Consider the following 25,576-nt stretch of genomic DNA (forward strand, 5'->3'; position numbering starts at 1 on the left):
GACAAGGAAAACGACAATGACCGCCCCGACGACCCCCAACGCTGGCGACTTCGTGAGCCGCGCCGACACCTCCTCCTACGAGACCGACCTGCCCGTGAAATACGCCGTGCAGGACGGCATCGCGACCGTGACGATGTGCCGGCCGGAGTTCAACAACGCGCAGAACTCGCAGATGACCTACGCCATCGACGCGGCCTTGCGGCGTGCCGTCGATGACGACGCCGTGAAGGTGATCGTGCTGCGCGGCGAGGGTCGGCACTTCTCGGCGGGGCACGACATCGGCACGCCGGGACGCGACATCAACAAGCCCTTCGACCGCGTCCACTTGTGGTGGGATCACACCAACAAGCCGGGCGGCGAGTACCTGTATGCGCGCGAGCAGGAGGTGTACCTCGGCATGTGCCGGCGCTGGCGCGAACTGCCGAAGCCGACCATCGCGATGGTGCAGGGGGCGTGCGTCGCGGGCGGGCTGATGCTCGCGTGGGTGTGCGACCTGATCGTCGCGTCCGACGATGCCTTCTTCCAGGACCCGGTGGTCCGCATGGGCATCCCGGGCGTCGAGTATTTCGCCCATCCCTTCGAGCTGCATCCGCGCATTGCCAAGGAGTTCCTCTTCGTCGGCGACCGCATGGGGGCCGAGCGCGCGTACCAGATGGGCATGGTCAATCGCGTCGTGCCGCGTGCCGAACTCGAAGCGGCGACCTACGCGATCGCCGCGCGCATCGCGCAGCAGCCGCGCATGGGGCTCGCGCTGACCAAGCAGGCGATCAACCACGTCGAGGACCTGCAGGGCAAGCGCACCGCGATGGACGCGGCCTTCGGCTGGCACCACTTCGCGCATGCGCACAACGAACTGCTGTCGGGCGACAAGCTGGGCGGCTACGACGCGAAGGCGATGGCCCAGGCCAACAAGCAGGCCGCCACAGCAGGAGAGGGCGCATGAACCGCGACACGCTGTTTGATTATTCGGAGCTGCTGCGCACGCCCCTCACCGAGGCGTTGGGCTGCCGCTTTCCCGTAGTGCAGACGGCGATGGGCTGGGTCGCCGACGCGAATCTCGTGATCGCGACCACGAAAGCGGGCGGCTTCGGCTTCCTCGCAGGCGCGACGATCGAGGCGCACAAGCTCGAAGCAGAAATCCGCAAGGTGATCGCCGCGACGGGCGGGACGAAATTCGGCCTCAACTTCCACATGTTCCAGGAAAACGCCGCGCAGTGCGTGGATCTCGCGATCCAGTACAAGCTGCGCGCGGTGAGCTACGGGCGCGGACCGGACAAGAAGACCATCGCGCGCTTCAAGCAGGCCGGCGTGCTGTGCATCCCAACGGTCGGCGCGCTCAAGCATGCGGTGAAGGCGGTCGAGCTCGGCGCCGACATGATCACGATCCAGGGCGGCGAGGGCGGCGGGCACACCGGCGGCGTGCCGACCACGATCCTGTTGCCGCAGGTGCTCGACGCCGTGAAGGTGCCGGTGATCGCGGCCGGCGGCTATTCGACCGGACGCGGGCTGGCCGCGGCGCTGGCGGCAGGCGCCGCGGGCATCGCGATGGGCACGCGCTTCCTGATGACCACCGATGCGCCGACGCCGCGCGCGACGCTGCAGCGCTATGTCGCCGTCGACGACCCGCAGAAGATCCGCGTGACGCTCGCGGTCGACGGCATGCGTCACCGCATGATCGACAACCCGTTCATCCGTCGCCTCGAAGCGGCGGGCCCACTGGGGCGCCTCGCGATCGCGCTGAAGAGCGCGTGGGCGTGGAAGGCGCAGACGGGCATGAGCTTCGGGCACATGCTCGGCGTGCTGCGCCAGGCGATCAAGGAAGATGCCGGCGCCGTGTCGCAGACGGTGATGTCGGCCAACCAGCCGGTGCTGCTGCAACGCTCGATGGTCGAAGGGCGCCCGGACGAAGGCATCCTGCCGAGCGGCCAGGTCGCCGCGGCGATCGGCGAACTGCAGAGCTGCGACGAAGTCATCGGCGGGATTGCCGCCGAGGCCGAAGCTTGCCTCGCGCGCCTGTACGCCCGGCTCGAGACGCAGGTCAGCACCGCGACCTGAGTCGCGACAAACGAGATACCCCGACCCTACAGAAAAGACTGGAGACCCCCACGTGACGAACGCAATCCAAATCCGGCTCGACGCCGGCATCGCCGAGCTGGTGATCGACAAGCCGCCGGTCAACGCTCTCGACAGCGGCGAATGGTTCGCGCTTGCGCGCACCATCGACGAACTCGGTGCCAGCCCGGACGTGCGCGTCATCGTGATCCGCGCCGAGGGCCGCGGCTTCTGCGCTGGCGTGGACATCAAGGAACTCGACGCCCACCCGGAGCGCATCGTCGCGGTGAATGCCGGCAACTACGCGACCTTCAAGGCGGTGCACCGCTGCCCGGTACCGGTGATCGCGGCGGTGCATGGCTTCGTGCTCGGCGGCGGCATCGGCATCACGGGTGCGGCGGACATCGTGGTCGCCGCCGACTGCGCGACCTTCGCGCTGCCGGAGGTGGATCGCGGGGCGATGGGCGGCGGGGCGCACCTGCAGCGGTTGTTTCCAGTGCAGAAGGTGCGCTACCTGTTCTTCACCGGCGAGAAGATCGGCGCGCGCGACGCCGAGCGCTACGGCTTCATCGAGCGCGTCGTGCCGCGCAGCGAACTGCGCGAAACGGCGCTGGGGATCGCCGCGAAGATCGCCGCGAAGAGCCCCGAGATGATCCGCATCGCCAAGGAAGCGCTCAACGGCATCGAGGACGGCAACCTCGAGGACAAGTACCGCTGGGAGCAGGGCTTCACGCTGCAGGCCTACACCAGCCCGGATTCGGCCGAAACGCGCCGGGCCTTCGTCGAAAAACGCGACGCGAAATTCTGAAGGGGGACACCATGGAGCTTGCGTTTACGCCCAGACAGCGCGCCTTCCGCGCGGAAGTCCGCGCCTGGCTCGCCGACAACGTGCCGCGCACGCCGCTCGCGAGCTACGACACGCATGAAGGCTTCGATCAGCACCGCGAATGGGAACGGCGCTTGTTCGATGCGCGCCTGTCGATGGTGATGTGGCCCGAGGCGCTCGGCGGCCGCGGCTGCGATCTCATCGAGTGGCTGATCTTCGAGGAGGAGTATTACGCCTCGGGCGCGCCGTTGCGCGTGAACCAGAACGGCCAGCTGCTGCTCGGGCCGACGCTGATGGAGTTCGGCACCGAGGCGCAGAAGCAGCGCTTCCTGCCGCGCATGGCGTCGAGCGAAGACATGTGGGCGCAGGGCTGGTCGGAACCTAATGCCGGCTCGGACATGGCGGCGATCACCAGCAAGGCCATTCGGGAGGGCGACCACTACGTCCTCAACGGGCAGAAGACCTGGTCGACGCGGGCGATCTACGCCGACTGGCTGTTCGGGCTGTTCCGCAGCGATCCGGCGTCCAGCCGCCACCACGGCCTCAGCTTCCTGACCGTGCCGCTCGACGCGCCGGGCGTGACCATTCGCCCGATCCGTGCTCTGAACGGTAAAGAGGCATTCGCGGAGATATTCTTCGACGATGTGCGCGTGCCGGTCGAGAACCGCATCGGCGACGAAGGCCAGGGCTGGCATGTGGCGATGGCTACTGCGGGCTTCGAGCGCGGCTTGTTGCTGCGTTCGCCGGGCCGTTTCCAGCACACCGCGCGACGGCTCGTGGCGCTGTACCAGGCGCACCGCGAGAGCGCCGACCGCGACCCCACGATTCGCGACGCGGTGTGTGAATCCTGGATGGGTGCGGAGGCCTATGCGTTGTCCGCCTACCACACGGTCGGACGGGTGGCGAAAGGCGCGCGCATCGGCGACGAGGCGAGCACGAACAAGATCGTGTGGTCCGAGCTCGACCTGAAGATGCACGAGACGGCGATGCGCATCCTCGGCGCTCGCGCCGAACTCGTCGCGGAAGCGCCCGAGGCCGAGGACGGCGCGAGCTGGCTCGAAGGCTTCCTCTTCGCGCAGGCAGGGCCGATCTACGCCGGCACCAACGAAATCCAGCGCAACATCATCGCCGAGCGGATGCTCGGACTCCCGAAATCCTGAAGGGGCCGCTCATGGACTTCACTTTTTCCGATGACCAGCTCGCCTTCCGCGAGGCGGTGAGCCGCTTCCTGATGACGGAAGCGGCGCCCGAAATGCTGCGCGAGATCTGGGAAACCGACGTCGGCCGCTCGCCCGACCTGCGTCACAAGATTGCCGAGCAGGGGCTCACGGCCCTGTCGGTGCCGGAATCCTGCGGGGGACTCGGCATGGACGACGTCGCGTGGTCGCTGATGACCCAGGAGCTTGGCTACTACGCGATTCCCGACTCGCTCGCCGACACTGCCTACGTCGCCACGGGCCTCATCTCGGCCTTGCCCGAAAGCGTGGCTGCGCGTGACGAATGGCTCAGTCGCATTGCCGATGGCAACATCCGCATCGCCGTCGGCCACCCGGTCAATCCACTCGTCGCCGACGCGCATCCTGCCGACGTCCTGCTGCTCGCACACGGCGACGAGGTGCACGCGGTGCCCCGCTCGCTGGCCGACGTCATCGCCAATCCCAGCATCGACCATTCGCGCCGGCTGGGCCGCGTCGTGTGGGAGCCGAATTCGGCGACTCGTGTCGCTTCGGGCGAAGTCGGGCGCGCGATGTGGGCGGCGACACTCGAGCGCGGCGTGCTCTCCGTGTCCGGTCAGCTGCTGGGCCTCGCGCAGCGCATGCTCGACCTTTCGGTGGACTACACCGCCCAGCGCAAGCAATTCGGCAGGCCGATCGGCAGCTTCCAGGCCGTCAAGCATCACCTTGCCGACGTGGCTACGCGCATCGAATTCGCCAAACCCGTGCTGTATCGCGCCGCGCATGCGGTGGCGCATGGGGAGGCGGATGTGTCGGTGCGGGTCTCACACGCCAAGCTCGCCTGCGGCGAGGCGGCGTGGCTGGCCGCGCGCCATGGCATCCAGGTGCATGGCGCGATGGGCTACACCTGGGAAGTCGATCTGCAGATGTTCATGAAGCGCGCCTGGGCACTCGATGCGTCCTGGGGCGACCGTGGTTTCCACAAGGCCCGGGTGGCCGGATTGGTGCTCGGCGACGCTGCCGCACTCGGCCCGGGCCGAACTTTCGGGGAATGAAGAATGGCTGAAGCTTTTATCGTCGACGCCCTGCGCAGCCCGACCGGCAGGCGCAAGGGCGGCCTCGCCCACGTTCACGCGATCGACCTCGGCGCGCACGTCCTGAAGGCGCTCGTCGAGCGCAACGCGATTCCCGCCGAGGAATACGACGACGTGATCTTCGGTTGCGTCGACACCATCGGCTCTCAGGCCGGCGACATCGCGCGCACGAGCTGGCTCGCCGCCGGCCTGCCGCTCAACGTGCCGGGCACGACCGTGGACCGCCAGTGCGGCTCGTCGCAGCAGGCGCTGCATTTCGCCGCGCAGGCGGTCATGAGCGGCACGCAGGACGTCGTCGCCGTCGGCGGCGTGCAGACGATGACGCAGATCCCGATCTCGTCCGCGATGCTCGCCGGCCAGCCGCTCGGCTTCCCCGATCCGTTCTCCGGCAGCCGCGGCTGGAAGGCGCGGTTCGGCGACCAGCCGGTGAACCAGTTCTACGCCGCGCAGCGCATCGCCGACCACTGGCACGTCACCCGCGCGGAGATGGAAGCCTTCGCCCTCGAAAGCCACCGCCGCGCGCGCGCCGCGATCGAGGCCGGTTACTTCGCGAAGGAGATCGTGCCGCTGGAAGGCGTCCAGCACGACGAGACTCCGCGCGCGACGACGCTGGAAAAGATGGCCGAGCTGGACCCGGTCGCACCGGAATTCCCCGGCATTACGGCCGCAGTGTCGAGCCAGACCTGCGATGCATCGGCGGCGCTGCTCGTCGTGTCGGAAGCGGCCCTGAAGCGCTACGGGCTCACCCCGCGCGCCCGCATCCACCACCTCAGCGTCCTCGCCGACGACCCGATCTGGCACCTCACCGCGCCAATCCCCGCGACCAGGGCGGCTCTGAAGAAAACCGGCATGACCATCGGCGACATCGACCGCGTCGAGATCAACGAGGCCTTCGCCTCCGTGGTCATGGCATGGGCCAAGGAGACCGGCTACGACCCCGCCCGCACCAATGCCAACGGCGGCGCCATTGCCCTCGGCCACCCTCTGGGTGCGACGGGAGCACGCCTGATGACGACCCTGCTGCACGAGCTCGAACGCACCGGTGGCCGCTTTGGCCTCCAGACGATGTGCGAAGGCGGCGGCCAGGCCAACGTGACGATCATCGAGCGCCTTTGAAGGCGCGCTCGAGCTGACAATAATGGAGAAGTTCCCAATGGGTATCTGTGACGGACGTACCGTGATCATCACCGGGGCCGGCGGTGGCCTCGGTCGCGCGTATGCGCTGGCCTTCGCGGCCGAAGGTGCGAACGTGGTGGTCAACGACATCCGCAATGAAGCCGCCGTGGCCGTTGCGAGCGAGATCCGCGAGGGCGGCGGCAAAGCGATCGCCGACGCGAACGACATCACGCGGCTGGAAACGGCGCAGCGCATCGTCGATGCGGCGGTCGAGGCCTTCGGTGACGTGCACGTCGTCGTGAATAACGCAGGCATCCTGCGCGACCGCATGTTCGTGAGCCTCGGCGAGGACGACTGGGACGAGGTCATGCGCGTGCATCTCAAAGGCCACTTCTGCCTCGCCAACATTCTCGGCCGCCGCTGGCGCGACCAGGCCAAGGCCGGCCAGCAGGTCGACGCCCGCATCATCAACACCAGCTCCGGTGCGGGATTGCAGGGCTCGATCGGGCAGTCGAACTACTCTACGGCGAAAGGCGGCATCGCCTCGCTGACGCTTGTCCAGGCGGCCGAACTCGCGCGCTACGGCGTCACGGCCAATGCGCTCGCACCCTCCGCACGCACCTCGATGACCGAGAGCGCGATGGCGGCGGTGGTGAAGAAACCCGAGGACGGCAGCTTCGACCTGTGGGCCGCGGAAAACGTCGCGCCGCTCGTGGTGTGGCTCGGCAGCCCGCTGTCGCGCCACGTCACCGGCCAGGTGTTCGAGGCCCAGGGCGGACGCATCTCGTTGTGCGACGGCTGGCGCACCGGGGTGACGCGCGACAAGGGCGCGCGCTGGGAACCGGCCGAAGTTGGGGCGGCCGTCGACGCGATCCTCGCGGAGGCAGTGCCGGCGCAGAAGGTGTGGGGGAGCTGAGGCGGGCCGATGGCATCTTCGAAAGTTCCATGCTCCGAAGTGCTGAGTGCCGTCGCGCAATGGGAAGGCGGTCGTCGATGCCCCTTCGCTGCAGCCCGGCATCAACGCCCTGGCCGTCAGCTACGATTTCGCGCACGACCCGGCCCTCGCGCCGTTGATGCTTGCCACGCAGACGAAGTCGGACAAGACGGTCAACCGGATGCTGCACATCCGTGGGCAATCAGCCGGAACAAGCAGCCGGGACGCTGTTGTGATGCCGGGTGCAGCCAACCGGGGCCGCCGGTCACGGTGCCGCTGCCGAGGGGCGAAAAGAGCGCCTGAGGCGATTCGCCACCTCCAGGCTCGAAAGGCTCGGGGTGGCGTTCAAAATCTTCCGCCCCCGAGCGTCGAATCGAACCAAAGACCGGATTCGAAGCCCAATGCGACATTCCCGTTTGCTTGCCGGGTGCTTGGCCGAACTGCAGCGTCGGGACGCGCCGACGTTGAGAAACCGCCTAAAGAGAGCCACATGTCGAGTGAAACGAGCGGGGTCGGTGGCGAACGACCGATCCGCTTGCAGGTGCGACTGCTCGGTGCCGCCGAGATCATCCTCGACGGCCGGCGCCTGCGCGCCTTCGACTCGCTTCGCCTGCAACGGTTTCTGGGCCTGATCGCGTTACGCGGCGCCCCGCAGCACCGCTCGCACCTCGCGTTCGAGCTCTGGCCCGACTCCGACGAAGCGCAGGCGCGCACCAACCTCAGAAAGCTGCTCCACGACTTCCGTCATTGCCTGCCCGACGTCGCGGAGTTCGTCGAGATCGGCAACGAGACGGTGCTCTGGATCGCGGGCGGGCCGAGCGAGGTCGACGTGCTCGGTTTCCGCAATGCCGTCGCGGCCGGCGATTTCGAACGCGCCGCGCGCCTCTATTCGGGCGATCTGCTGCCGGCCTGTTACGAAGACTGGGTGCTGGACGAGCGGGCGAGACTCCGGGCCGAGGCGCATGCGGCCCTCCTGCGTCTGGCGGAGGAGGCCGCTCGGCGCGAGGACCACGCCGCCGCCGTCAGGCATGCGCAGCGCCTCAGCGAGCTGGAGCCGACCTCGGAGGCCGCCGTTCGCATCCAGATCGAAGCGCAGCTCGCGCTCGGCGACCGGGCCGCGGCGCTGCGCTGCTACCACCGCTACGCGGAGCTGCTCGAGCGCGAGCTCGCGGTGGCGCCGGGCGAGGCGATCGCGGCTCTGTACCGAAGGCTGCGGGCCGGCACCCCCGACCGCGACGAGGCGCGGGAGAAGGCGCTGCCCGTCGCCGAATCCCCTTTCGTCGGTAGGGGCCCGGAATGGAGCCGGCTCGTCGAGGCATGGAATGGCGCGCGGCAGCGCGGGGCGCATCTCGTGCTGGTGACGGGGGAACCCGGCATCGGTAAGTCCCGCCTCGCGCTCGAACTCGGCCGCCGCGTCCGGGCAGAGGGCTACGCGGTGGGCTCGGCCCGTGCGTACGAGGCCGCGGGCAGGCCGCCGTGGGGTCCGGTCGTCGACCTCCTCCGCTCGGACGCCATCCGAAGCCATATCGACACGCTCGATGCGGTGTGGCGGGCCGAGCTCGTCCGGCTCCTGCCCGAGCTGCGCGACGCCTCCCGCCCGTCCGAACGGAGCCCGTCGGGCGACGTCGCGCAGCGTCACCGCTTGTTCGATGCCGTGAGCCGGGCCCTCGTCGCCGGCGGGCGCCCGCACCTGCTGATCATCGACGACCTGCAATGGTGCGACGCCGAGACCATCGAGTTGATCGGCTTCGTCGTCCGTTGCGGCCCGACGGCACCGGTGCTCGTCGTCGGTACGGCCCGCTGGGAGGAGGTCGCGCAGCATCATCCCCTCGTCGGCCTCGTCGACGCCCTGGGCCACGACGGGGCAGTGACCACCGTGGCGCTCGAGCGGCTCGACGAAGCCACCACCGCGACGCTTGCGGCCCGGCTGCGCGCCGAGAACACGATCGATCCGAAACTGGCGGCACGACTCTGGCGCGAGACCGAAGGCAATCCGCTCTTCGTCATCGAGGCGCTGCGGGCAGGAATTTCTGCAGATACGGCTCAGGCGGTGCTGACGCCGACGATGCGGGCGGTGCTGCGCGCCCGGCTGGGACAACTGAGCGACGGCGCCCGGCGGCTCGCCGAGGTGGCGGCCGTCATCGGCCGGCCCTTCCCGGTCGGCCTGATCGCCGCGGCCTGCGGGATCGATGAGTGCGAACTCATCGACCGCGTCGACGAGCTGTGGCGCCGGCGGATCATCCGCGATCAGGAGCGGGCCTACGATTTCAGTCACGACAAGCTGCGCGCGGTCGCGCTCGAGATGGTCAGCCCCGCGCGTCGGCGCCAGCTCCACCGGGCGGTCGCCGAGGCGATCGCGCTCGAGTTCCACGGCGACACGGATGTGGCGAGCCCCCGGCTCGCGGCACACTACGACCAAGCCGGCATGGTCGACGCGGCCATCGCGGCCTACCGCGTCGCGGGGCGCCGGGCGGTGGCCGTGTCGGCGCTCGAAGAAGCGGTCGCGATGTTTCGACGAGCGCTCGCGCTGCTCGCCGAGCTGCCGCCCTCACCCGGGCGCGACGCGCTCGAGCTCGAACTGCGGATCGGCCTCGGCTCCCCGCTCGTCGCCCTCGACGGCTACGGCTCGAAGGGGGCGCACCAGCTCTACGAGCGAGCCCTCGCGCTGTGCCGCAAGCTTCACCGTCCCGCGGCACCGCCGATCCTGCGCGGTCTCGGCCTCGCGCGGCTGCAGGGCTGCCGCTTCGACGACTGCGACGAGCTCGCCCGCGCGCTGCTCGAGCATGGGCGTGAGGATCCGGTCACCCGCACCGAGGGCCGCTATCTCCTCGGCGTGAGCGCGTTCTGGCGGGGCGATCTGGCGACGGCCCGCCACCATCTCGAGGGCGCCCTCGAAGCCTACGACGAGGCCCGTCGCGACGAGCATCTGGCCCTCTACGCGCAGGACCCGAAGGTGGTGTGCCTCGTGCGCCTCGCCCTCGTCGAGCTGTGGTCCGGTGACGCCGGCCGGGCCGGCGAGACGGCGCGCGCGGCGCTCGGGCTCGCCGCGGAGCTCGAGCATCTGATGACGCAGGCCTACGTCGTCACGTATGCGGCGATCCTCGCGGCCGAATCCGAAGACCTCGGCGGCCTCGCCGAGCGCCTCGCGGACGCCGAGCTGTTGTGGAAGCGTCTTTCGGAGCACTACCTCGTCGTCGTCCTGGAGGCCCTGCGGGGCTGGCTGGCGGTGTGCGGGGGATCGGCCGGGGGTATCGACAAGATCCTGCAGTCGGTGGCGCGCTCGCGTGCCGAAGGGGAGACCCTGCATCTCACCTACACCCTCCTTCTCCTCGCCCGGGCGCGCGGCCTGCTCGGCGAGCCGCGCGAGGGACGCGCAGCTGCCCGCGAGGGACTCGCGTGCTCGCAGCGGTGCAGGCAGCGCTATCTCGAGGCCGAGCTGTGGCGTGTCGACGGCGAGCTCGCCTATCGCGGCGGCGAGACCGAAGCCGCCGCTACGTCCCTGCGCCGTGCCGTCGAGGTCGCGCACGCGCAAGGGGCCGCCTGGCTGGAGCTGCGGGCGCTGCACGCTCTCGCCAGGCGCTTTCCCGATCGGACAGTGCAGGAGCAACTGAGGGAACTCGTCGAGACGATCCCGTCGGGCCATGATCTGCCGGCGTTCCTGGCAGCAACCAGCCTGCTAAGCGAGTCTGGCTAAGACGGAACGCTTCGGGAACGCCCGAGCGCGCACCCTTTAGCCATCCTTCCAGGGAGCAAAGGAGCACGCCATGAGCGACACGATCAAGGCATTGAGCGAACGGGTGCGGGGTCGCATCATCACCCCCGCGGATTCCGGCTACGACGACGCTCGCGCCGTCTACAACGCGATGCACGACCGTAGACCGCGTGCCGTCGTCCAGTGCGCGGATGCGGCTGACGTGATGGCCGTGGTCGCCGCGGCGCGCGACGCCGGCCTCGACCTCGCGGTTCGGGGTGGGGGGCACAGCGTTCCCGGCCTCGGCACGGTCGATGGCGGGCTGGTCATCGACCTGTCGACATTGAAATACGTGCGGGTCGACCCGGTCAGGAAGGTCGTGCGGGTCGGGGGCGGCGCGACCTGGGGTGACGTCGACCATGCGACCTACCCCTTCGGCCTCGCAGCGCCCGGCGGGGTCGTCTCGACGACCGGGGTCGGCGGCCTGACGCTGGGCGGCGGCATCGGCTACCTGACCCGCGGCTGCGGTCTGTCGATCGACAACCTGCTGTCGGCCGACGTTGTGCTTGCCGACGGCCGGCAGGTCACCGCGAGCGATTACCAGAACGAGGATCTGTTCTGGGCCCTGCGCGGCGGCGGCGGCAACTTCGGCGTCGTCACGAGCTTCGAGTTCCAGCTCCACGAGGTCGGCGACGTCGTCGGCGGCCCCTTGTTCTACGACTTCGACGATGCCGCGGCGGTCCTGCAGTGCTACCGCGAATTCATCGCGGATGCGCCCGAGCGGCTCGGATGCTTCTTCGCCTGGCAGATCGCCCCGCCGCTGCCGTTCATCCCGGCCGAGCGGGTCGGGGACCTCTTCTGCGTGCTGGTCACGTGCTGGAACGGTCCGCACGAGGAGGCCGCGCGAGTGCTCCGGCCGCTGCGCGACGCGGCCGAGGTGAAGGCCGAGCAGGTCGGCCTCCTGCCGTTCCCGGCGCTGCAGAGCGCCTTCGACGGCCTGGTGCCGAAGGGCATGCGGCATTACTGGAAGGCGGACTTCATCACCGAGCTCACCGACGCGGCGCTCGCGGCCCACATCGAGCACGGCAGGAAGACGCCGACCATCAGCTCGAGCATGCATCTGCATCCGATCAACGGCGCGGCGCAGCGGGTCGGCGCCGACGAGACGGCCTTCGGCCACCGCGACAAGCGCTTTGCCCCGGTGATCGTCGGGGTGTGGTCGGACCCGGCCGACGACGCGACGAACATCGGGTGGGTGAGGGACTACTACGCCGCGATCCATCCGCACTCGGGCGGCGAAGGGGGCTACGTCAACTTCATGTCCGGCGACGACGATCAGCGCGCGCCCGCGAACTACGGCGCCAACTACGCGCGGCTCGCGGCCGTGAAGGCGACCTACGACCCGGACAACGTCTTCCACATCAACCAGAACATCGTTCCGGCGAAGGGTGGCTGAGCATCCCGGCTTTCATGCCGCGAGGAGGATTGACAAATGAGCGACTCGAGGGACGAATGGCTCTTCAAGAGCGAAACCTATGACAATTGCAACTGCAACGTGAACTGCGGCTGCCAGTTCAACCTGCCGAGCACGCACGGATATTGCCAGTCGGCCTTCATCGGCAGGATCGTCGAAGGCCATTTCAACGGCACGCCGCTTGCGGGGCTCACTTGGGCGGCGCTGTACAAGTGGCCAGGCGAGATCAAGGACGGCAACGGAAAACGTCAGATCGTCATCGACGAACGTGCGGACGAAGCGCAACGCGCGGCCCTCGAAACGATCATCTCGGGCGCGGCGTGCGCGCCGCTGAGCAATCTTTTCGCGGTCTTTGCGACCACCTGCGCGCAATCCTGCAGGACCCTTTTCCTGCCGATTCATCTCGAAGCCAACCCGGAGCTCAGGACCGCGAGAGTCGACATACCCGGCATCATGAAGAGCCGCGGCAGGGCGATGATCAACGAATTCAACGGCGAACCGTTCCACATCGCGCTGGCGCGCCCCAGGGGCAGCTTCGAGTTCACCTACGCGGAGATCGGGCTGGGCACCACCACGGTGACGGGCGACATGGAGATGGCGTACGGAGATTCATGGGCGCATTGGTGCGTTCACCACTTCAACCAGGACGGCATGGTCCGCGAAAGATCGAGGCTCACGGCATGGCTCGACGCGTGAGCGGCACGAGCTGGAGCGGCAGGGAACCGTCCCGGATCCGGCGAACATGATCGGAGGAAGAACGATGACGCGACCTCCTGACACCGCCTTCGAGGCGGCGCTCAGGCGCGATCGCCTGGCCGTCCTGGCCGCGCTTGCCGCGGCGATCGCGCTGGCGTGGGCGTATCTGTTCGCGGGCGCCGGCACGGGCATGTCGGCGTCCGGGATGAGCCACGCGGCGTGGACGCCCGGCTATGCGGTGCTGATGTGCTTCATGTGGTGGGTCATGATGATCGCGATGATGCTGCCGGGCGCGGCGCCGGTGATCCTGCTGTTCGCGACGCTCAGTCGCCAGCCGCGCGACGCGGGCCATCCCCGCGTCGCGACCAGCCTTTTCGCGCTCGGCTATCTCGCCGCCTGGGCGGGCTTCAGTCTGGTCGCGGTCGCCCTGCAGTGGGGGTTGGAGCGCACCGCCATTCTCTCGCCGATGGCCGGCGCCACCGACGCAGTCCCGGCCGCGTTCCTGCTGTTCGCCGCCGGCGCCTACCAGCTCACCCCGTTCAAGCACAGCTGCCTTCGCCACTGCCGGACGCCGCTGGCGTTCCTGGCCTGCCATTGGCGGCCGGGCGTTCGCGGCGCGCTGCGCATGGGGTTCGCGCATGGGGCGGTCTGCGTCGGTTGCTGCTGGATCCTGATGGGGCTGATGTTCGTCGCCGGTCTGATGAACCTTTACTGGATCGCGGGACTCGCGCTGCTCGTGCTATGCGAGAAGACCGTCCCCGTGGGGCACTGGCTCGGTTACGCGAGCGGCGTCGCGCTGCTCGTCTGGGGGGGCGGGACGCTCGCGGGCATTTTTTAGGTTCTTCGCGCGATCAGGGGAAAGTAGAGGTTGACGGGTCGGAGGTTGGTAGATTGGCAGTCGCCAAACAAACGCCTCGGCCTGCGCAATTTCGATCGCGCCGGAAGCGCTGCCCGTGCGGCTGAAGAACGGGACGGCGCAGCTCGTCAAACCCGACCGCCCGATCTTCGAACGCGCCATCCACGGCGCCATCAGGTTCCTGGACTTGCGGGCCTAAGCGTCGGACGTGGCGAGGGGCCCGCCGTAGGCCCTCTTGAGCTCCGCCTTCAGCAGCTTGCCGGCCGGATTGCGCGGCAGGGCGTCGCTGCGCACATGCACGACCACCGGCACCTTGTAGGCCGCGAGCCGCGCGGCGACATGTGCGCGCAGCGCCTCGGAGCTGATCGTGCCGGGTGCATCCACGACGACGGCGGCGACCACCGCCTCGCCGGAATTCTCGTCCGGCACCGCGAACACGGCCGCCTCGATCACCGACGGATGCTCCAGCAGGCACGACTCGACTTCCGCCGCAGCGATCTTTTCGCCGCTGCGGTTGATCACGTCCTTGATGCGGTCGACGACGAACAGGAAGCCCTCATCGTCGAGATAGCCGACGTCGCCGGTGTGGAACCAGCCATCGATCAGTGCGGCGCCGGTCTCCTCGGGATTGCGCCAGTAGCCCTGCATCACCGTGACGCCGCGTAGCCAGATCTCGCCCGCCTCCCCGGGGGGCAGGGGCTTGCCGTCCGGGTCGGCGATGCGCACGTCGATGATGGGCGAGGTGATGCCTGAGCTGCGCGGTTTGTATTTGAAGAGCTCCCCGGAGCCGGCGGCGCCCACGCCGTTGGTCTCCGTGAGTCCGAAGCCGATGCCGGACAATCCGTTCGGGCGGGCGGCGAACACGCTGCGGATCAGCGGCTGCGGCAGGCCGGCGCCACCGAAGCCGAGGCCGCCAAGGCTGCCTGTGATCGCGGGGTCGTCGAAGCCGGGGGCCGCCATGAGTTGTGCGACCATCGACGGCGCGCCGTTGAATTGCGTGATCTTCTCGTCGCGGATCAGGTCCAGCGCCTGCGCGGGATCCCAGCGGTGCATGAAAACCAGGCGGCGGCCGTTGCGCAAGGCCGACAGGAACTGCGCGTGCAGGCCGCTGACGTGGAAGAGCGGCACCGCGGTGAGGGTCGTCGGTGCGAGGCCGCTTTGCATGAGGGCCGCGACGGCCTGCGGCGATGTCATCGCGGAGATCGCGCCGATGAAGTCGATGTTGAACAGGGCCTGGCACACGGCGCGTTGCGAGGACAGCACGCCCTTCGCCTGGCTCGTCGCGCCGGAGGTGAAGAGGATCAGCGCCGGATCGTCCGGGCCGAGCGCGGGCCGCTGGAGTGCTTCGGGCGACCGTGACGCAATCGCTTCATAGGACAGCACGCCCGCGGGCGCCTGCCCGCCGACGAGCACGATCCGGCAACCGGGTACGCCCGTGGCGCCTTCGATGCGTTCGAGACGCTCCGCATCGCAGACCAGCACCGCAGGCTCTACGTCGGCAAGGGCCGTGCGCAACTCGCCGCGCAAGCCGAAGCTGTTGAGCGGCGCCGGAACGGCGCCGAGCAGCGCCGCGGCGGCAAAGGCCACGGCCCACTCGGGCCGGTTGCGCATCGCGATCGCCACACGGTCGCCGCGCCCCACGCCGTGCTGCTGCAGCGCGGAAGCGACGGCGTCGACTTCGGCGAAGAAGCGCGTGAATGCCCAGCGCTCACCCTGATAGATGACAAAGACCTTGTCGCCATGGGCGCGGCCAGCGTCGATCAGGGCCGGCAAGCTCGGAAACGCGTTCCGGTAGATCTTCACCGGACGTCCTCCGACTTCGCATTCGGTCAGCTCGAACGGCGCACCCGGCGCCAGCAGTTGTGCGCGGGCAGCGGCCAGCGCGTCGATGATGTTCGTCATTCGTCCCTCCATGGCGACGGTGCAGATCCGCCGCCGCTGTCCTTGTTCGTGCGTGTGATTCTTTCCTCGCGCTCAGTTCGCCGCGCTGAACCGGTAAGTCCCATCATCGTCGAGCACGCGTCGCAGTTCGCCTTCGTATCGCAACCATGACAGGTGTGCAATGGTTTCGCCGATTGCCAACATATCGTCGGCGCCGCCGAGGATGCGTGGGAACAGCCGTCCCATGGCCTCGAAAGCCGTGCAACTGCCTGAACCAGCGACGAAGTCGCGCAGGATGTCGAACTGCTGGCGGTGGTGCTCGCGCAGCTCTTGCACGCGCGCGTTGAGGCCGCGGAAGACCAGCTGGTGCGACGGCAACACGAGCGTGTCGGGGGCCAGGCGATCGAGGCGTCCGAGCGATTCGATCCACAGTTTGAGGGGATTCGCCTCCGGTTCGACGCCGGACACCAGGACGTTCGAGGTAATGCGCGGCAGGAGCTGATCCCCGGCAATCAGGATGCAGTCGGACTCGCAGTACAGGCACGCGTGCTCGGGCGAATGCCCTTCGCCGATCACGATGCGCCACGTGCGGCCGCCGATGCTCAGCTCCTCGCCCTCGCGCAGGCGTCGGAAGGCATGGGGTTGGGGCGGCATGAAGGGGTCGCGCCGTAAGGCGCCGAACATCCGGTCGATGCGCGCATCCGGCATCCCGGCCCGCTGATAGAACTGGTGCAATGGCGCGGGTAGCGGGTCGGGCACCTGCTCATTCAGCCCACGCATGGTGAAGAACTCGCCGTGCGTCATGAAGAGCGGGATGTCGAAACGCTCCGTGAACCACGCCGCGAGTCCGGCATGGTCGTAATGGAAGTGGGTGCAGATCAGGCCTTTCAGCGGCAGGCCTTTCAGATGGCGGGCGATGATCGTCTCCCACAGCGCCTTGGATTTGCCGGTGTTCAGGCCGGTGTCGACGGCCAGCCAGCCGTCGCCGTCCTCCAGCAGGTAGACGTTGATGTGGTCGAGCTGCATCGGCATGGGGATGCGCGCCCAGAGGATGCCGGGCGCCAGTTCGACGACTTCGCCATCAGGTGCCGGCGCGGCAAACGGATACTCGAGCGCTCCTGCGTCCTTTCCCTGTCCGGCCGGCGCCGGTTCCGAAACAAGCCCGTGGTCTGGCATGAATGCTCCTGTGTGCTGCGGTCGGCAATGCCCGATCGTTCCTGCAATCTAGACCGGCGCAGGGTCGCAGGAAAACGTCCAAAAGGACGATGCTGCCTCGCTTCGCGGAACAGCCGCATGCGCTGCTTACCTTTTCTACAGGCCGGTCCGCGAATGTTTTCGCGAATGCCCATCCTGCCGGCGAATGCGCCCATCGTCCAAACAGGGGATGTCGAGCAGGTCCGTGAAATCGACAATCTGGGTGAAATTCCCCACACCCCATCAAGAGGAGAGAGCTCGATGGCCACCACCAAGGATTACCGGATCGGCGAATTCACCTATCCGCGCGGCTGGTTCATGATCGCAGATGCCGAGGAACTCAACACCCACAAGCCGCTCGCCGTGCGTTTCTTCGGCAAGGACTTCGCGCTGTACCGCGGGCGCGCGACCGGCAAGATCGTTCTGCTCGACGCGTATTGCCCGCACATGAAGACCCACCTCGCCGCGCAGAACACGACGTCTTACGTCGTCATCGATGGCGGCGGCAGCAACGTTGAAGGCGACAGCATCCGCTGCCCCTATCACGCATGGCGCTTCGGCGCGGACGGCAAGTGCGATGACATTCCCTACCATCAGGGCCCGATTCCGGCGACCGCCTGCGTGAAGTCGTGGACCGTCGTCGAGAGCCTCGGGGCGATCTGGGTCTGGCACGACCCGGAGGGCGGGGAACCCGAGTGGGAGCATCCGACGCTGCCGCAGTGGGACGATCCGTCCTGGGTGCGCTGGACGTTCGACCATCTCGGTGTGCTCAACCAGCATCCGCAGGAAGTCATCGACAACATCTGCGACTACGGTCATCTCAGCCCCATCCACGGGTCGACCGTCGAGCGTTACGAGAATGAGTTCCGCGGCCACACCGCGACGCAGCGCCAGTGCGGCCCGCACCGCACGCTGGTTGGAGCTGACGGCGTGAGCCCCATCCTGCATACCGACACCACCTACCACGGTCCCGGCGTGCTGATCTCGTTCCTCACCGGGCTCTTCGACTCGGTGCTGATGATCACGCACACCCCCGTCGATGACGGATCGATCAAGGTCTGGCACTCGCTGCTCGTGAAATCGCCCGGCGACAATGCCGTCGCGACCGTGCCGGACACGATTGCCGCCCGCCAGTTCCAGGAGGCCAGCCGGCTCGCCTTCATGCAGGACTTCGAGGTGTGGATGAACAAGGCGCCGTGCCTCAACGGTCTTTTCATTCCCAGCGACGGCCCCTTCATGAAGGCGCGCATCTGGTACAAGCAGTTCTATAACCCCCGCGCGAAGAAGCAGGAGTTCCTCGATCAGTGCGAGGGGCTGTACGTGCCGCGCGGTGCGACGCCCTACACGGAGCCAGCAGAAGCCGCCTGAGCGACGCCTCGCACCTTCGCGCTCAATAGCGCCCAAAAGGCGACCGCAGGGGCGTGAGCCCCTGTCCAAGTGCTTCGTCGTCACAGAGGGGGCGACGGTACCGTGGCCGCCGCGGCTAATTCGGAAGCGGAACGTAAGGCGACCGTTTGTCGCAAGTTCGATTCAGGATGTGCCGCGAGCTGGTTCAGGCCGCCAGGGCCGCCACTTCCTGCGCCGCCTCCTCGCGCGTATAGAAGCGCCCGTCCAGCACGAATCCCGAGACGATGCTCTCCTTCACCCGCCCGACGCGGCCCCCGGGCTCGCGCTGGACGACGACCTCCTCGGGGAGCCCCTCCAGGAGATGGAAGGGCGCTGGCCGACCGTCCGCAAATCTGGAGTCGTAGACCTCGCCCGAGGCGACGTCCTTGAACGCCGGACGGAAGCCCAGGGGCCTGTTTTCCTCGCTGCGTCCGCCCGTGTTGCGGAACTCGTGGTTTTCGCGCTGCAGCGATAAAGGACTCATGGCCGTGCTCATGATTGCTGCGCCCATGGCCACCACCATGGCGCCGACGCCGCGAGCGGATTCCATGGCGTGTGTGCGCTTTTTTCCGCGGCGGAGGATTGCCTGGGTGCCAGGTCCGCGAGCTGGAGATTTGCAGCGATCATGTCGCAGTGCCGGCAGTGCAGGCTGCCAGAGGTCGTGACGGTCCACGCGCTCTCGCCGCATACACCGCAGGACCAGATTTCCCTATCCGCTTCCGCGCTATGGGAATGACGCCTGCGGTACTCGTCGATCCGAATCACCTTGTCCATCGTCGCCTCCGCTCCGGTATGGCCGGAATTCACCTGACGGTACCGATTCTGTCGGGGCGCGGAGGGCGGCGCATCGTCCCTTTCGAATAGTCCGAGCGGACGAGCGGGATGGTCGCGCGGGGTGACGAAAACGACTTGCCGGCATCGCCCGGGAAGGCGATGCCGGCTTTCGCTGCCGCATTTGCTCAGGAAGCTTTCTTCGGCACGGCGGACGCTGTCGGCGCCCAGTTCTGCAGACCGCCGTCGCTCGCGAGCAGCCATTTCCCGTCGGGGAAGGCGATGAGATCGGTGAGCGTCTCGCGGCCGCCCTTGCGCGCGACGTTGAAGCTGGCCCCGCCATCCGTGCTCGCGAGCACGATGCCGCCCTGGCCTGCAAGGAGCAGCCTGCCGTCGCGGTCGATGGCGTGGCTGTAGGTGGAAATCGGCGCCGGCATCCGCGAGGGAGACCAGTTCGCGCCGCCGTCGACACTGTGGAAGACGTTGCCGCGCATGCCGTAGGCGACCCAGTGGCCGTCGCCGAGATGCACGGCGCCATACAGGGACCCCTTGTAGAACGCCGGCACCTTGGCCCATTCGCGGCCGCCATCGGTCGAGCGCTGCAAGGTTCCGGCCTCGCCGACGATCAGCCACGTCTTCTTGTCCTTCGAGGCAGCGATGTTATTGAGGTGCCAGTCTTCCTGCTCCCCGATCGCGAATTCCTCCCAGGTCCTGGCATCGTCGCCCGAGCGCAACGTGCGGCCGAAGGCGCCGACGGCAATCCAGTCGCCCGAAGGCAGGCGCGCGGCGGACATCAGCGGTTCGCCGTTCGTTTCCGTAAAGGCCACTTCGGTCCAGTTCAGACCACCGTCGCTCGTACGGAGGATCCAGCCTTCGTGCCCGAGCGCGATGCCTGTCTTGTCGTCCGCGAACACGAGACGGGTGATTGCGGCCTGCCGGTTGTGCGACAGGTTCGCCCGCTGCCACGTCGCGCCCTCATCGGTGGATACCAGGATGTTCCCGAGTTCCCCGGCCGTGACGAGGCCGGCTGCGGTGCGCGCGATGCTGGTGAGCTGCATCCGGTCGACCGGAATGTGGGTGGCGGCAAGCGGGTGCACACTGCGCGGCGAAAACGCGTAGACCCCGGCGAGCGCCACGGTCAATGCTATCGCCACGCCGACGAGGGTTCGCATGGACTGTCTCCTTTATGAACGGTCTGCCGCGTGAGGCTTCGGCAGTGTGCGGTAATTATTAACGGCGTGGGGGGTGGGGCATCGTCCAAACGGGTTACTGCCTTCCCGCGCCCTCGGCTCCATTCGATCGAATTGCGCGCGGCTCCTGGCGTTAGTCCGTTCAGACGATGAGTTGCAGGTGCCCGTATGAAAACCTTGCATCAACGGGGTATTTGACCCAGTGCAATGTTTGCAGGCCGGCGGGCACGATTTCGAGGAGGCGCAGAGAATGGGTATTCTGACGGAAGATCAGGTGGCGGGCGTGCTCGCCGAGGATTACATGACGCCCGAGGCGGTCGATCTGCTGCAGCGTGCGCGCGAACTCGCGCCGCGTCTCGCGGCGCGGGCGGCCGATGCCGAGCGCGAGGGCATGGTGCCCGCGGAGTCGGTGCGCGAGATCGCCGCCGCGGGCCTCTTCCGCGTGCTGCAGCCGCGGCGCTGGGGCGGGTACGAACTGGATCCGCGCGTGTTCTACCGCATCCAGATGGCGCTCGCCCAAGGTTGCATGTCGACGGCCTGGATCTATGGCGTGATCGGCGTGCATAACTGGCAGCTGCCGCTGTTCCCCGAACAGGCCCAGCAGGATGTGTGGGCCAAGGATTCCGGCACCCTGATTGCTTCGACCTACATGCCGGTGGGCAAGGCCGAGAAGGTCGACGGGGGATATCGCTTCTCGGGGCGCTGGAGCTTCTCGAGCGGCGTCGATCACTGCGAATGGATCTTCCTCGGCGGCCTGCTGCCGAAACGCGACGGCTCGGAGGGGCTGGAGCACACGACCTTCCTGCTGCCGAAATCGGATTTCCGCATCGAGCGCAACTGGGACGTGTTGGGCCTGCGCGCGACCGGCAGCCACGACATCGTCGTCGAGAACGCCTTCGTGCCCGAGCACCGCACGCAGCGCACCAACGATCATTCCGATGCCGGCTGCCCCGGGCGGGAGCTCAATTCCGGCTGGTTGTACCGCATCCCCTTCACGCAGGTGTTCCAGCGCGCGGTGTCGTCCTCGTGCATTGGCGCCCTCGACGGCGCGATCGCAAGCTTCCGTGAGCGTGCGGCGGCGCACGTGGGCAAGCATGGCGCGAAGACGGCCGACGACCCGAACGCGCAGACGGCCGTGTCGGAAGCGATGATGACCGCCGACCAGCTCAAGCTCGTGCTGTTCCGCAACTACGCGCGCATCGTGCAGTGTGCACGCACGGGGGAACGGATGCCGGTGGAGGAGCGCCTCATGCAGCGGGCCCAGGCTTCGCAGGTGCCGAAGGTCTGCGCCCGCATGGCCGACGAACTCCTGCGCGCCTCTGCGGCCTCGGGCACCTTCCGCGGCAACCCCGTCGAGCGCGCCTTCCGCGACATCCATCAGGCGCGTGCGCACATCGCCAACAACACCGACGCCTATGCGCGCGCGCACGGCGCGGTGATGCTCGGCCTGCCGAATGCCGACCCCTTCGTGTGATCGCGCGGCCAGCTTATTTACGTCAATAGGACAGGAGAGGGCGATGGGACGTCTGGATCGTAAGGTCGTGCTCGTGACCGGCGGTGCGAGTGGGGTGGGGCGCGAGGACGTGCTGCTGATGGCGCGCGAAGGTGCGACGGTGGTGCTGACCGACCGCAACGTGGAGGCGGGCGAGGCGCTGGCGAAGGAAGTCGGCGATCAGGCGATGTTCCTGCATCACGACGTTTCGAGCGAGGCGGACTGGCAGGCCGTGATGGCGGCGATCGACGAGCGCTTCGGATGTCTTGATGCGGTGGTCAATAACGCCGGCATCCTCGAATCGGCTTCGCTGGAGGAGGCGACGCTGGAACACTGGCAGCGTATCCAGCGAGTGAATGCCGATTCGGCTTTCCTCGGCTGCAAGTACGGTGTGCTTGCGTTGAAGGAACGGGGCGGCTCCATCGTCAACATGGCTTCCGTGTCGTCGTGGCTGCCCGTCGACGGCTACGCCGCCTACAGCGCATCGAAGGCTGCCGTGGGCGCCGTGACGCGCGCGGCGGCGCTGCACTGTCGCAAGCGCGGCTACGCGGTGCGGGTGAATTCGGTGCATCCGGACGGCATCTACACGCCGATGATGCAGGCGAGCGCGCCGGGCGTCGATCCGAAATACATGCTCTTTGATCCGGTCAAGAACCGCGGCGGTCGCGCCTGCATGCCCGACGAGATCGCCAACGTCGTGCTGTTCCTCGTTTCGGACGAGTCGCGCTTCGTCAGCGGTGCCGAGATCCGCGTCGATAATGCGATCCTGGGCATGGGGCTATGAACGCCGCCGCGACGCGCTGGCATGCGCTCAAAGTCGCATCCGTCGTCGCCGAGACGCACGATTCGAAGTCCTTCGAGTTCGACATCCCGGCGGACTTCGCGGACAGCTTCACGTACCGCCCCGGTCAGTTCCTGACCCTGCGGGTGCCGGTCCTCGGTCGCCATCTGCCGCGCTGCTACTCGATGTCGAGCGCGCCCACGCTCGATTCGAAGCCGCGCGTCACCGTAAAGCGCGTGGCCCAGGGCCGCGCATCCAACTGGCTGTGCGACCATCTGAAGGCCGGCGACACGCTCGACGTCATGGCGCCAGCCGGGGTATTCACGCCGCGCGCGCTGCAAACGGACTTCATCCTGTTCGCGGGCGGCAGCGGCATCACGCCCGTGTTCTCCATCCTGCGCTCGGCGCTGGCGCACGGGCAGGGACGGATCGCTCTGATCTACGCGAACCGCGATGAGCGGTCGGTAATCTTTCGCGAGGCTCTCAAGGAAGTCGCCGCCGCGCATCCGTCGCGTCTGCAGGTGATCCACTGGCTGGATTCGGTTCAGGGCGTGCCTTCGGTGGCGCAGCTCGGCGAGCTCGCGCGCCCCTGGCGGGGCGCGCAGGCTTTCATCTGTGGGCCGTCCGCCTTCATGGACGCGAGCGTCGCCGCACTCGAGTCCATCGGGATGCCGGGCGACGCGGTGCATGTCGAACGCTTCGTATCGCTGCCCGACGAGGAGGACGTGGCCGCGGTGAGTGCCGCTGCGGCGGCGGTGGCGCCGACGGCGGCGGTCGAGCAGGCCGAGCTCGAGGTCTCCCTCGATGGGGAACGTCATACCATCGCCTGCGGCGGCAGCGAGACCCTGCTCGAGGCGATGTTGCGCGCCGGGATCAACGCGCCTCACTCCTGCCAGGCCGGCATGTGTGCGTCCTGCATGTGTCAGGTGGAGGAGGGCAGCGTCCATCTGCGCCACAACGAAGCCCTCGACCAGAAGGATCTGGACCGCGCCTGGACGCTCTCCTGCCAGGCCGTCCCGACCTCGGGGCGCCTGCGCGTCCGCTTCCCCGGCTGATCCGGCCCGCGCAGCGCGCGGCCGCTCCCGCACCTTCGTTCCGATTAGTCCTGTTGGGGGATGTCTCCCTCTGCCGCGCCCGCGATGATTGGCTCAGGGGCTGGCCCGCCCTTGGCTGTCGGCCGGCGCAAACAAGTCACGTTCCGAGTGGGAGAAGCAAGTGAAGATTCTGGTCCCCGTGAAGCGGGTGGTCGATTACAACGTCAAGGTGCGGGTCAAGTCGGACCGCAGCGGGGTGGAACTCTCCGGCGTCAAGATGGCGATCAACCCCTTCGATGAGATCTCCGTCGAAGAGGCGGTCCGCCTCAAGGAGGCCGGCATTGCGACCGAGGTGATCGCGGTGAGCTGCGGCGGCGCCGCGAGCCAGGAAACGCTGCGCACGGCACTTGCGATGGGCGCGGACCGGGCGATCCTGGTGGAGAGCGATGCCGAACTGCAACCGCTCGCCGTCGGCAAGCTGCTGAAGGCCGTGGCGGAACGCGAACAGCCGCAGCTGGTGATCTGCGGCAAGCAGGCCATCGACGACGACGCCAACCAGACGGGACAGATCCTGGCGGCGCTGATGGGCTGGGCCCAGGCGACCTTCGCTTCGAAGGTCGTCGTCGAGGGCGAGACCCTGCGCGTGACGCGCGAAGTCGACGGCGGCCTCGAGACGATCGAGGTGAAGCTGCCGGCGGTGGTGACGTCGGACCTGCGGCTCAACGAACCGCGCTACGCGACGCTCCCCAACATCATGAAGGCGAAGAAGAAGCCGCTGGATGTCATTCCGGCGGCCGATCTGGGCGTCGATGTCGCCCCGCGCCTGCGGCACACGCAGTATTCCGAGCCGCCCACGCGGAAGGCTGGGATCAAGGTCGCCGACGTCGCCGACCTGATCGCAAAGCTCAAGAACGATGCCAAAGTGATTTGAGGAGTTCCGGGAAATGAAGGTTCTGGTCATTGCCGAACATGACAATACGAAAATTGCCGGCGCGACACTCAATGTCGTCGGCGCCGCACAGCAATTCGGAGCGGAGGTGCAGGTGCTGGTCGCAGGCTTCGACAGCGCTGCGGCCGCGACCGAAGCTGCGGCGCTGGCCGGCGTCGCCCAGGTCGTCAGCGTGGATGCGCCGCATTACCGCGACCAGCCGGTCGAGAACGTGGCGGTGCTCGTGGCGCGACTCGTGCGCACCGAGGGCTTCACGGCGGTACTTGCCGGCGGCACGAGCTTCGGCAAGAATCTCGCGCCGCGCATCGCCGCTTTGCTCGACGTGGCGCCGGTTTCCGATGTCGTGTCGATCGCGGGCGTTGGACGGTACGTGCGTCCGATCTATGCTGGTAACGTGATGGTGTCGGTGGAGTCGGACGAGCCGGTGCAGGTGCTCACCGTGCGCACGACGGCATTTGCCGCCGTTGAAGCCGGCGGGGCCGCGCCGGTGCGGGATGCGGCGGCAGGCGAGGATCTGGCGGTGTCGCGTCTCCTCGGACGCGAGATCAGCAAGTCCGAGCGGCCGGAGCTGGCCGCGGCGCGCATCGTCGTGTCGGGCGGGCGCGGTCTGGGCAGCGGCGACAAGTACCGCGAAGTGCTGGAGCCCCTGGCAGACCGCCTCGGCGCCGCGCTCGGGGCATCGCGTGCCGCGGTGGATGCAGGTTATGTCCCGAATGACTACCAGGTCGGGCAGACTGGCAAGATCGTGGCGCCCGATCTGTATGTCGCCGTGGGTATTTCCGGTGCGATCCAGCATCTTGCCGGGATGAAGGACTCGAAGGTCATCGTCGCGATCAACAAGGATCCGGACGCGCCGATCTTCCAGGTGGCCGACTTCGGATTGGTCGGCGACCTGTTCGAGACGATTCCGCAACTGGTTGAAGGACTGGGCGTGAATCAGTAGTTGATGCGATCGCGGCCGGGCACGCAGGTGTCCCGGCAGTT

22 protein-coding genes are annotated in these 25,576 nt (G+C 67.8%); 17 read left to right on the forward strand and 5 right to left on the reverse strand.

Annotation, left to right across the window (positions count from 1 at the left end; genetic code table 11):
• The first annotated feature begins 16 nt into the window (after window positions 1-16).
• The 11 genes from F464_RS0118815 to F464_RS0118865 all read left to right on the forward strand — a co-directional run bounded on the left by F464_RS0118815 (window position 17) and on the right by F464_RS0118865 (window position 13,896).
• On the forward strand, window positions 17-943 hold the full coding sequence (locus F464_RS0118815) for an enoyl-CoA hydratase (protein ID WP_018991398.1): 927 nt from the start codon (window positions 17-19) through the stop codon (window positions 941-943).
• Window positions 940-2,055, forward strand: a complete 1,116-nt coding sequence (locus F464_RS0118820) for an NAD(P)H-dependent flavin oxidoreductase (RefSeq protein WP_018991399.1) — start codon at window positions 940-942, stop codon at window positions 2,053-2,055. The genes F464_RS0118815 and F464_RS0118820 overlap by 4 nt, the downstream gene beginning before the upstream one ends.
• Window positions 2,056-2,107: 52 nt before the next feature.
• Window positions 2,108-2,860, forward strand: coding sequence for an enoyl-CoA hydratase family protein (locus F464_RS0118825; RefSeq protein ID WP_018991400.1), 753 nt, complete (start codon window positions 2,108-2,110; stop codon window positions 2,858-2,860).
• Window positions 2,861-2,871: 11 nt separating this feature from the next.
• Complete coding sequence (locus F464_RS0118830; RefSeq protein WP_018991401.1) at window positions 2,872-4,038, forward strand: acyl-CoA dehydrogenase family protein; 1,167 nt, start codon at window positions 2,872-2,874, stop codon at window positions 4,036-4,038.
• A gap of 11 nt (window positions 4,039-4,049) precedes the next feature.
• Complete coding sequence (locus F464_RS0118835; RefSeq protein ID WP_018991402.1) at window positions 4,050-5,108, forward strand: acyl-CoA dehydrogenase family protein; 1,059 nt, start codon at window positions 4,050-4,052, stop codon at window positions 5,106-5,108.
• A gap of 3 nt (window positions 5,109-5,111) precedes the next feature.
• The gene (locus tag F464_RS0118840) at window positions 5,112-6,263 is read left to right on the forward strand and encodes an acetyl-CoA C-acetyltransferase (RefSeq protein WP_018991403.1); all 1,152 of its coding nucleotides are present in this window, start codon (window positions 5,112-5,114) and stop codon (window positions 6,261-6,263) included.
• A gap of 37 nt (window positions 6,264-6,300) precedes the next feature.
• On the forward strand, window positions 6,301-7,179 hold the full coding sequence (locus F464_RS0118845; protein ID WP_018991404.1) for an SDR family oxidoreductase: 879 nt from the start codon (window positions 6,301-6,303) through the stop codon (window positions 7,177-7,179).
• A gap of 508 nt (window positions 7,180-7,687) precedes the next feature.
• Window positions 7,688-10,891 (forward strand): ATP-binding protein, encoded by a 3,204-nt coding sequence (locus F464_RS0118850; protein ID WP_018991405.1) that lies wholly within the window; start codon window positions 7,688-7,690, stop codon window positions 10,889-10,891.
• A 70-nt stretch (window positions 10,892-10,961) separates the two neighbouring features.
• Window positions 10,962-12,344 (forward strand): FAD-binding oxidoreductase, encoded by a 1,383-nt coding sequence (locus F464_RS0118855; protein ID WP_018991406.1) that lies wholly within the window; start codon window positions 10,962-10,964, stop codon window positions 12,342-12,344.
• Window positions 12,345-12,380: 36 nt separating this feature from the next.
• Window positions 12,381-13,058: a DUF1326 domain-containing protein gene (locus F464_RS0118860; protein ID WP_018991407.1), complete on the forward strand. Its 678-nt coding sequence runs from the start codon at window positions 12,381-12,383 to the stop codon at window positions 13,056-13,058.
• Window positions 13,059-13,122: 64 nt separating this feature from the next.
• A complete protein-coding gene (locus F464_RS0118865; protein ID WP_018991408.1) occupies window positions 13,123-13,896 on the forward strand; it encodes a DUF2182 domain-containing protein in 774 nt (257 codons plus the stop codon).
• Window positions 13,897-14,109: 213 nt separating this feature from the next.
• Here F464_RS0118865 and F464_RS0118875 read toward each other — a convergent pair whose 3' ends face one another.
• Both F464_RS0118875 and F464_RS0118880 read right to left on the reverse strand, forming a co-directional pair.
• The gene (locus tag F464_RS0118875; RefSeq protein WP_018991410.1) at window positions 14,110-15,816 is read right to left on the reverse strand and encodes a class I adenylate-forming enzyme family protein; all 1,707 of its coding nucleotides are present in this window, start codon (window positions 15,814-15,816) and stop codon (window positions 14,110-14,112) included.
• A gap of 72 nt (window positions 15,817-15,888) precedes the next feature.
• On the reverse strand, window positions 15,889-16,971 hold the full coding sequence (locus F464_RS0118880; protein WP_018991411.1) for an MBL fold metallo-hydrolase: 1,083 nt from the start codon (window positions 16,969-16,971) through the stop codon (window positions 15,889-15,891).
• A 279-nt stretch (window positions 16,972-17,250) separates the two neighbouring features.
• Between F464_RS0118880 and F464_RS0118885 the strand changes: the two genes are divergently transcribed.
• Window positions 17,251-18,357: a Rieske 2Fe-2S domain-containing protein gene (locus F464_RS0118885; protein WP_018991412.1), complete on the forward strand. Its 1,107-nt coding sequence runs from the start codon at window positions 17,251-17,253 to the stop codon at window positions 18,355-18,357.
• A 184-nt stretch (window positions 18,358-18,541) separates the two neighbouring features.
• Here F464_RS0118885 and F464_RS0118890 read toward each other — a convergent pair whose 3' ends face one another.
• The 3 genes from F464_RS0118890 to F464_RS0118895 form a co-directional block, all read right to left on the reverse strand.
• Complete coding sequence (locus F464_RS0118890; RefSeq protein ID WP_232428989.1) at window positions 18,542-18,859, reverse strand: hypothetical protein; 318 nt, start codon at window positions 18,857-18,859, stop codon at window positions 18,542-18,544.
• An 8-nt stretch (window positions 18,860-18,867) separates the two neighbouring features.
• Window positions 18,868-19,149 (reverse strand): hypothetical protein, encoded by a 282-nt coding sequence (locus F464_RS31075; protein ID WP_157353891.1) that lies wholly within the window; start codon window positions 19,147-19,149, stop codon window positions 18,868-18,870.
• 185 nt (window positions 19,150-19,334) lie between these two features.
• Window positions 19,335-20,318 (reverse strand): WD40/YVTN/BNR-like repeat-containing protein, encoded by a 984-nt coding sequence (locus F464_RS0118895; RefSeq protein WP_018991414.1) that lies wholly within the window; start codon window positions 20,316-20,318, stop codon window positions 19,335-19,337.
• Between the two features lie 268 nt (window positions 20,319-20,586).
• On the opposite strand from F464_RS0118895, the gene F464_RS0118900 reads away from it, so the two are divergent.
• The 5 genes from F464_RS0118900 (at window position 20,587) to F464_RS0118920 (ending at window position 25,535) form a co-directional block, all read left to right on the forward strand.
• Window positions 20,587-21,810, forward strand: coding sequence for an acyl-CoA dehydrogenase family protein (locus F464_RS0118900; protein ID WP_018991415.1), 1,224 nt, complete (start codon window positions 20,587-20,589; stop codon window positions 21,808-21,810).
• 43 nt (window positions 21,811-21,853) lie between these two features.
• A complete protein-coding gene (locus tag F464_RS0118905) occupies window positions 21,854-22,612 on the forward strand; it encodes an SDR family oxidoreductase (RefSeq protein WP_018991416.1) in 759 nt (252 codons plus the stop codon).
• A complete protein-coding gene (locus F464_RS0118910; protein WP_018991417.1) occupies window positions 22,609-23,664 on the forward strand; it encodes a ferredoxin--NADP reductase in 1,056 nt (351 codons plus the stop codon). Before F464_RS0118905 ends, F464_RS0118910 begins: the two co-directional genes overlap by 4 nt.
• Window positions 23,665-23,824: 160 nt before the next feature.
• Window positions 23,825-24,574, forward strand: coding sequence for an electron transfer flavoprotein subunit beta/FixA family protein (locus F464_RS0118915; protein WP_018991418.1), 750 nt, complete (start codon window positions 23,825-23,827; stop codon window positions 24,572-24,574).
• A 13-nt stretch (window positions 24,575-24,587) separates the two neighbouring features.
• Window positions 24,588-25,535 carry an electron transfer flavoprotein subunit alpha/FixB family protein gene (locus F464_RS0118920; protein WP_018991419.1) on the forward strand — a complete coding sequence of 316 codons (948 nt, stop codon included), beginning with the start codon at window positions 24,588-24,590 and terminating at the stop codon, window positions 25,533-25,535.
• The last annotated feature ends 41 nt before the right edge of the window (window positions 25,536-25,576 follow it).

Source organism: Aromatoleum toluclasticum ATCC 700605 (genome assembly GCF_000378245.1).
In the GTDB taxonomy this organism is placed as follows: Bacteria; Pseudomonadota; Gammaproteobacteria; order Burkholderiales; family Rhodocyclaceae; genus Aromatoleum; species Aromatoleum toluclasticum.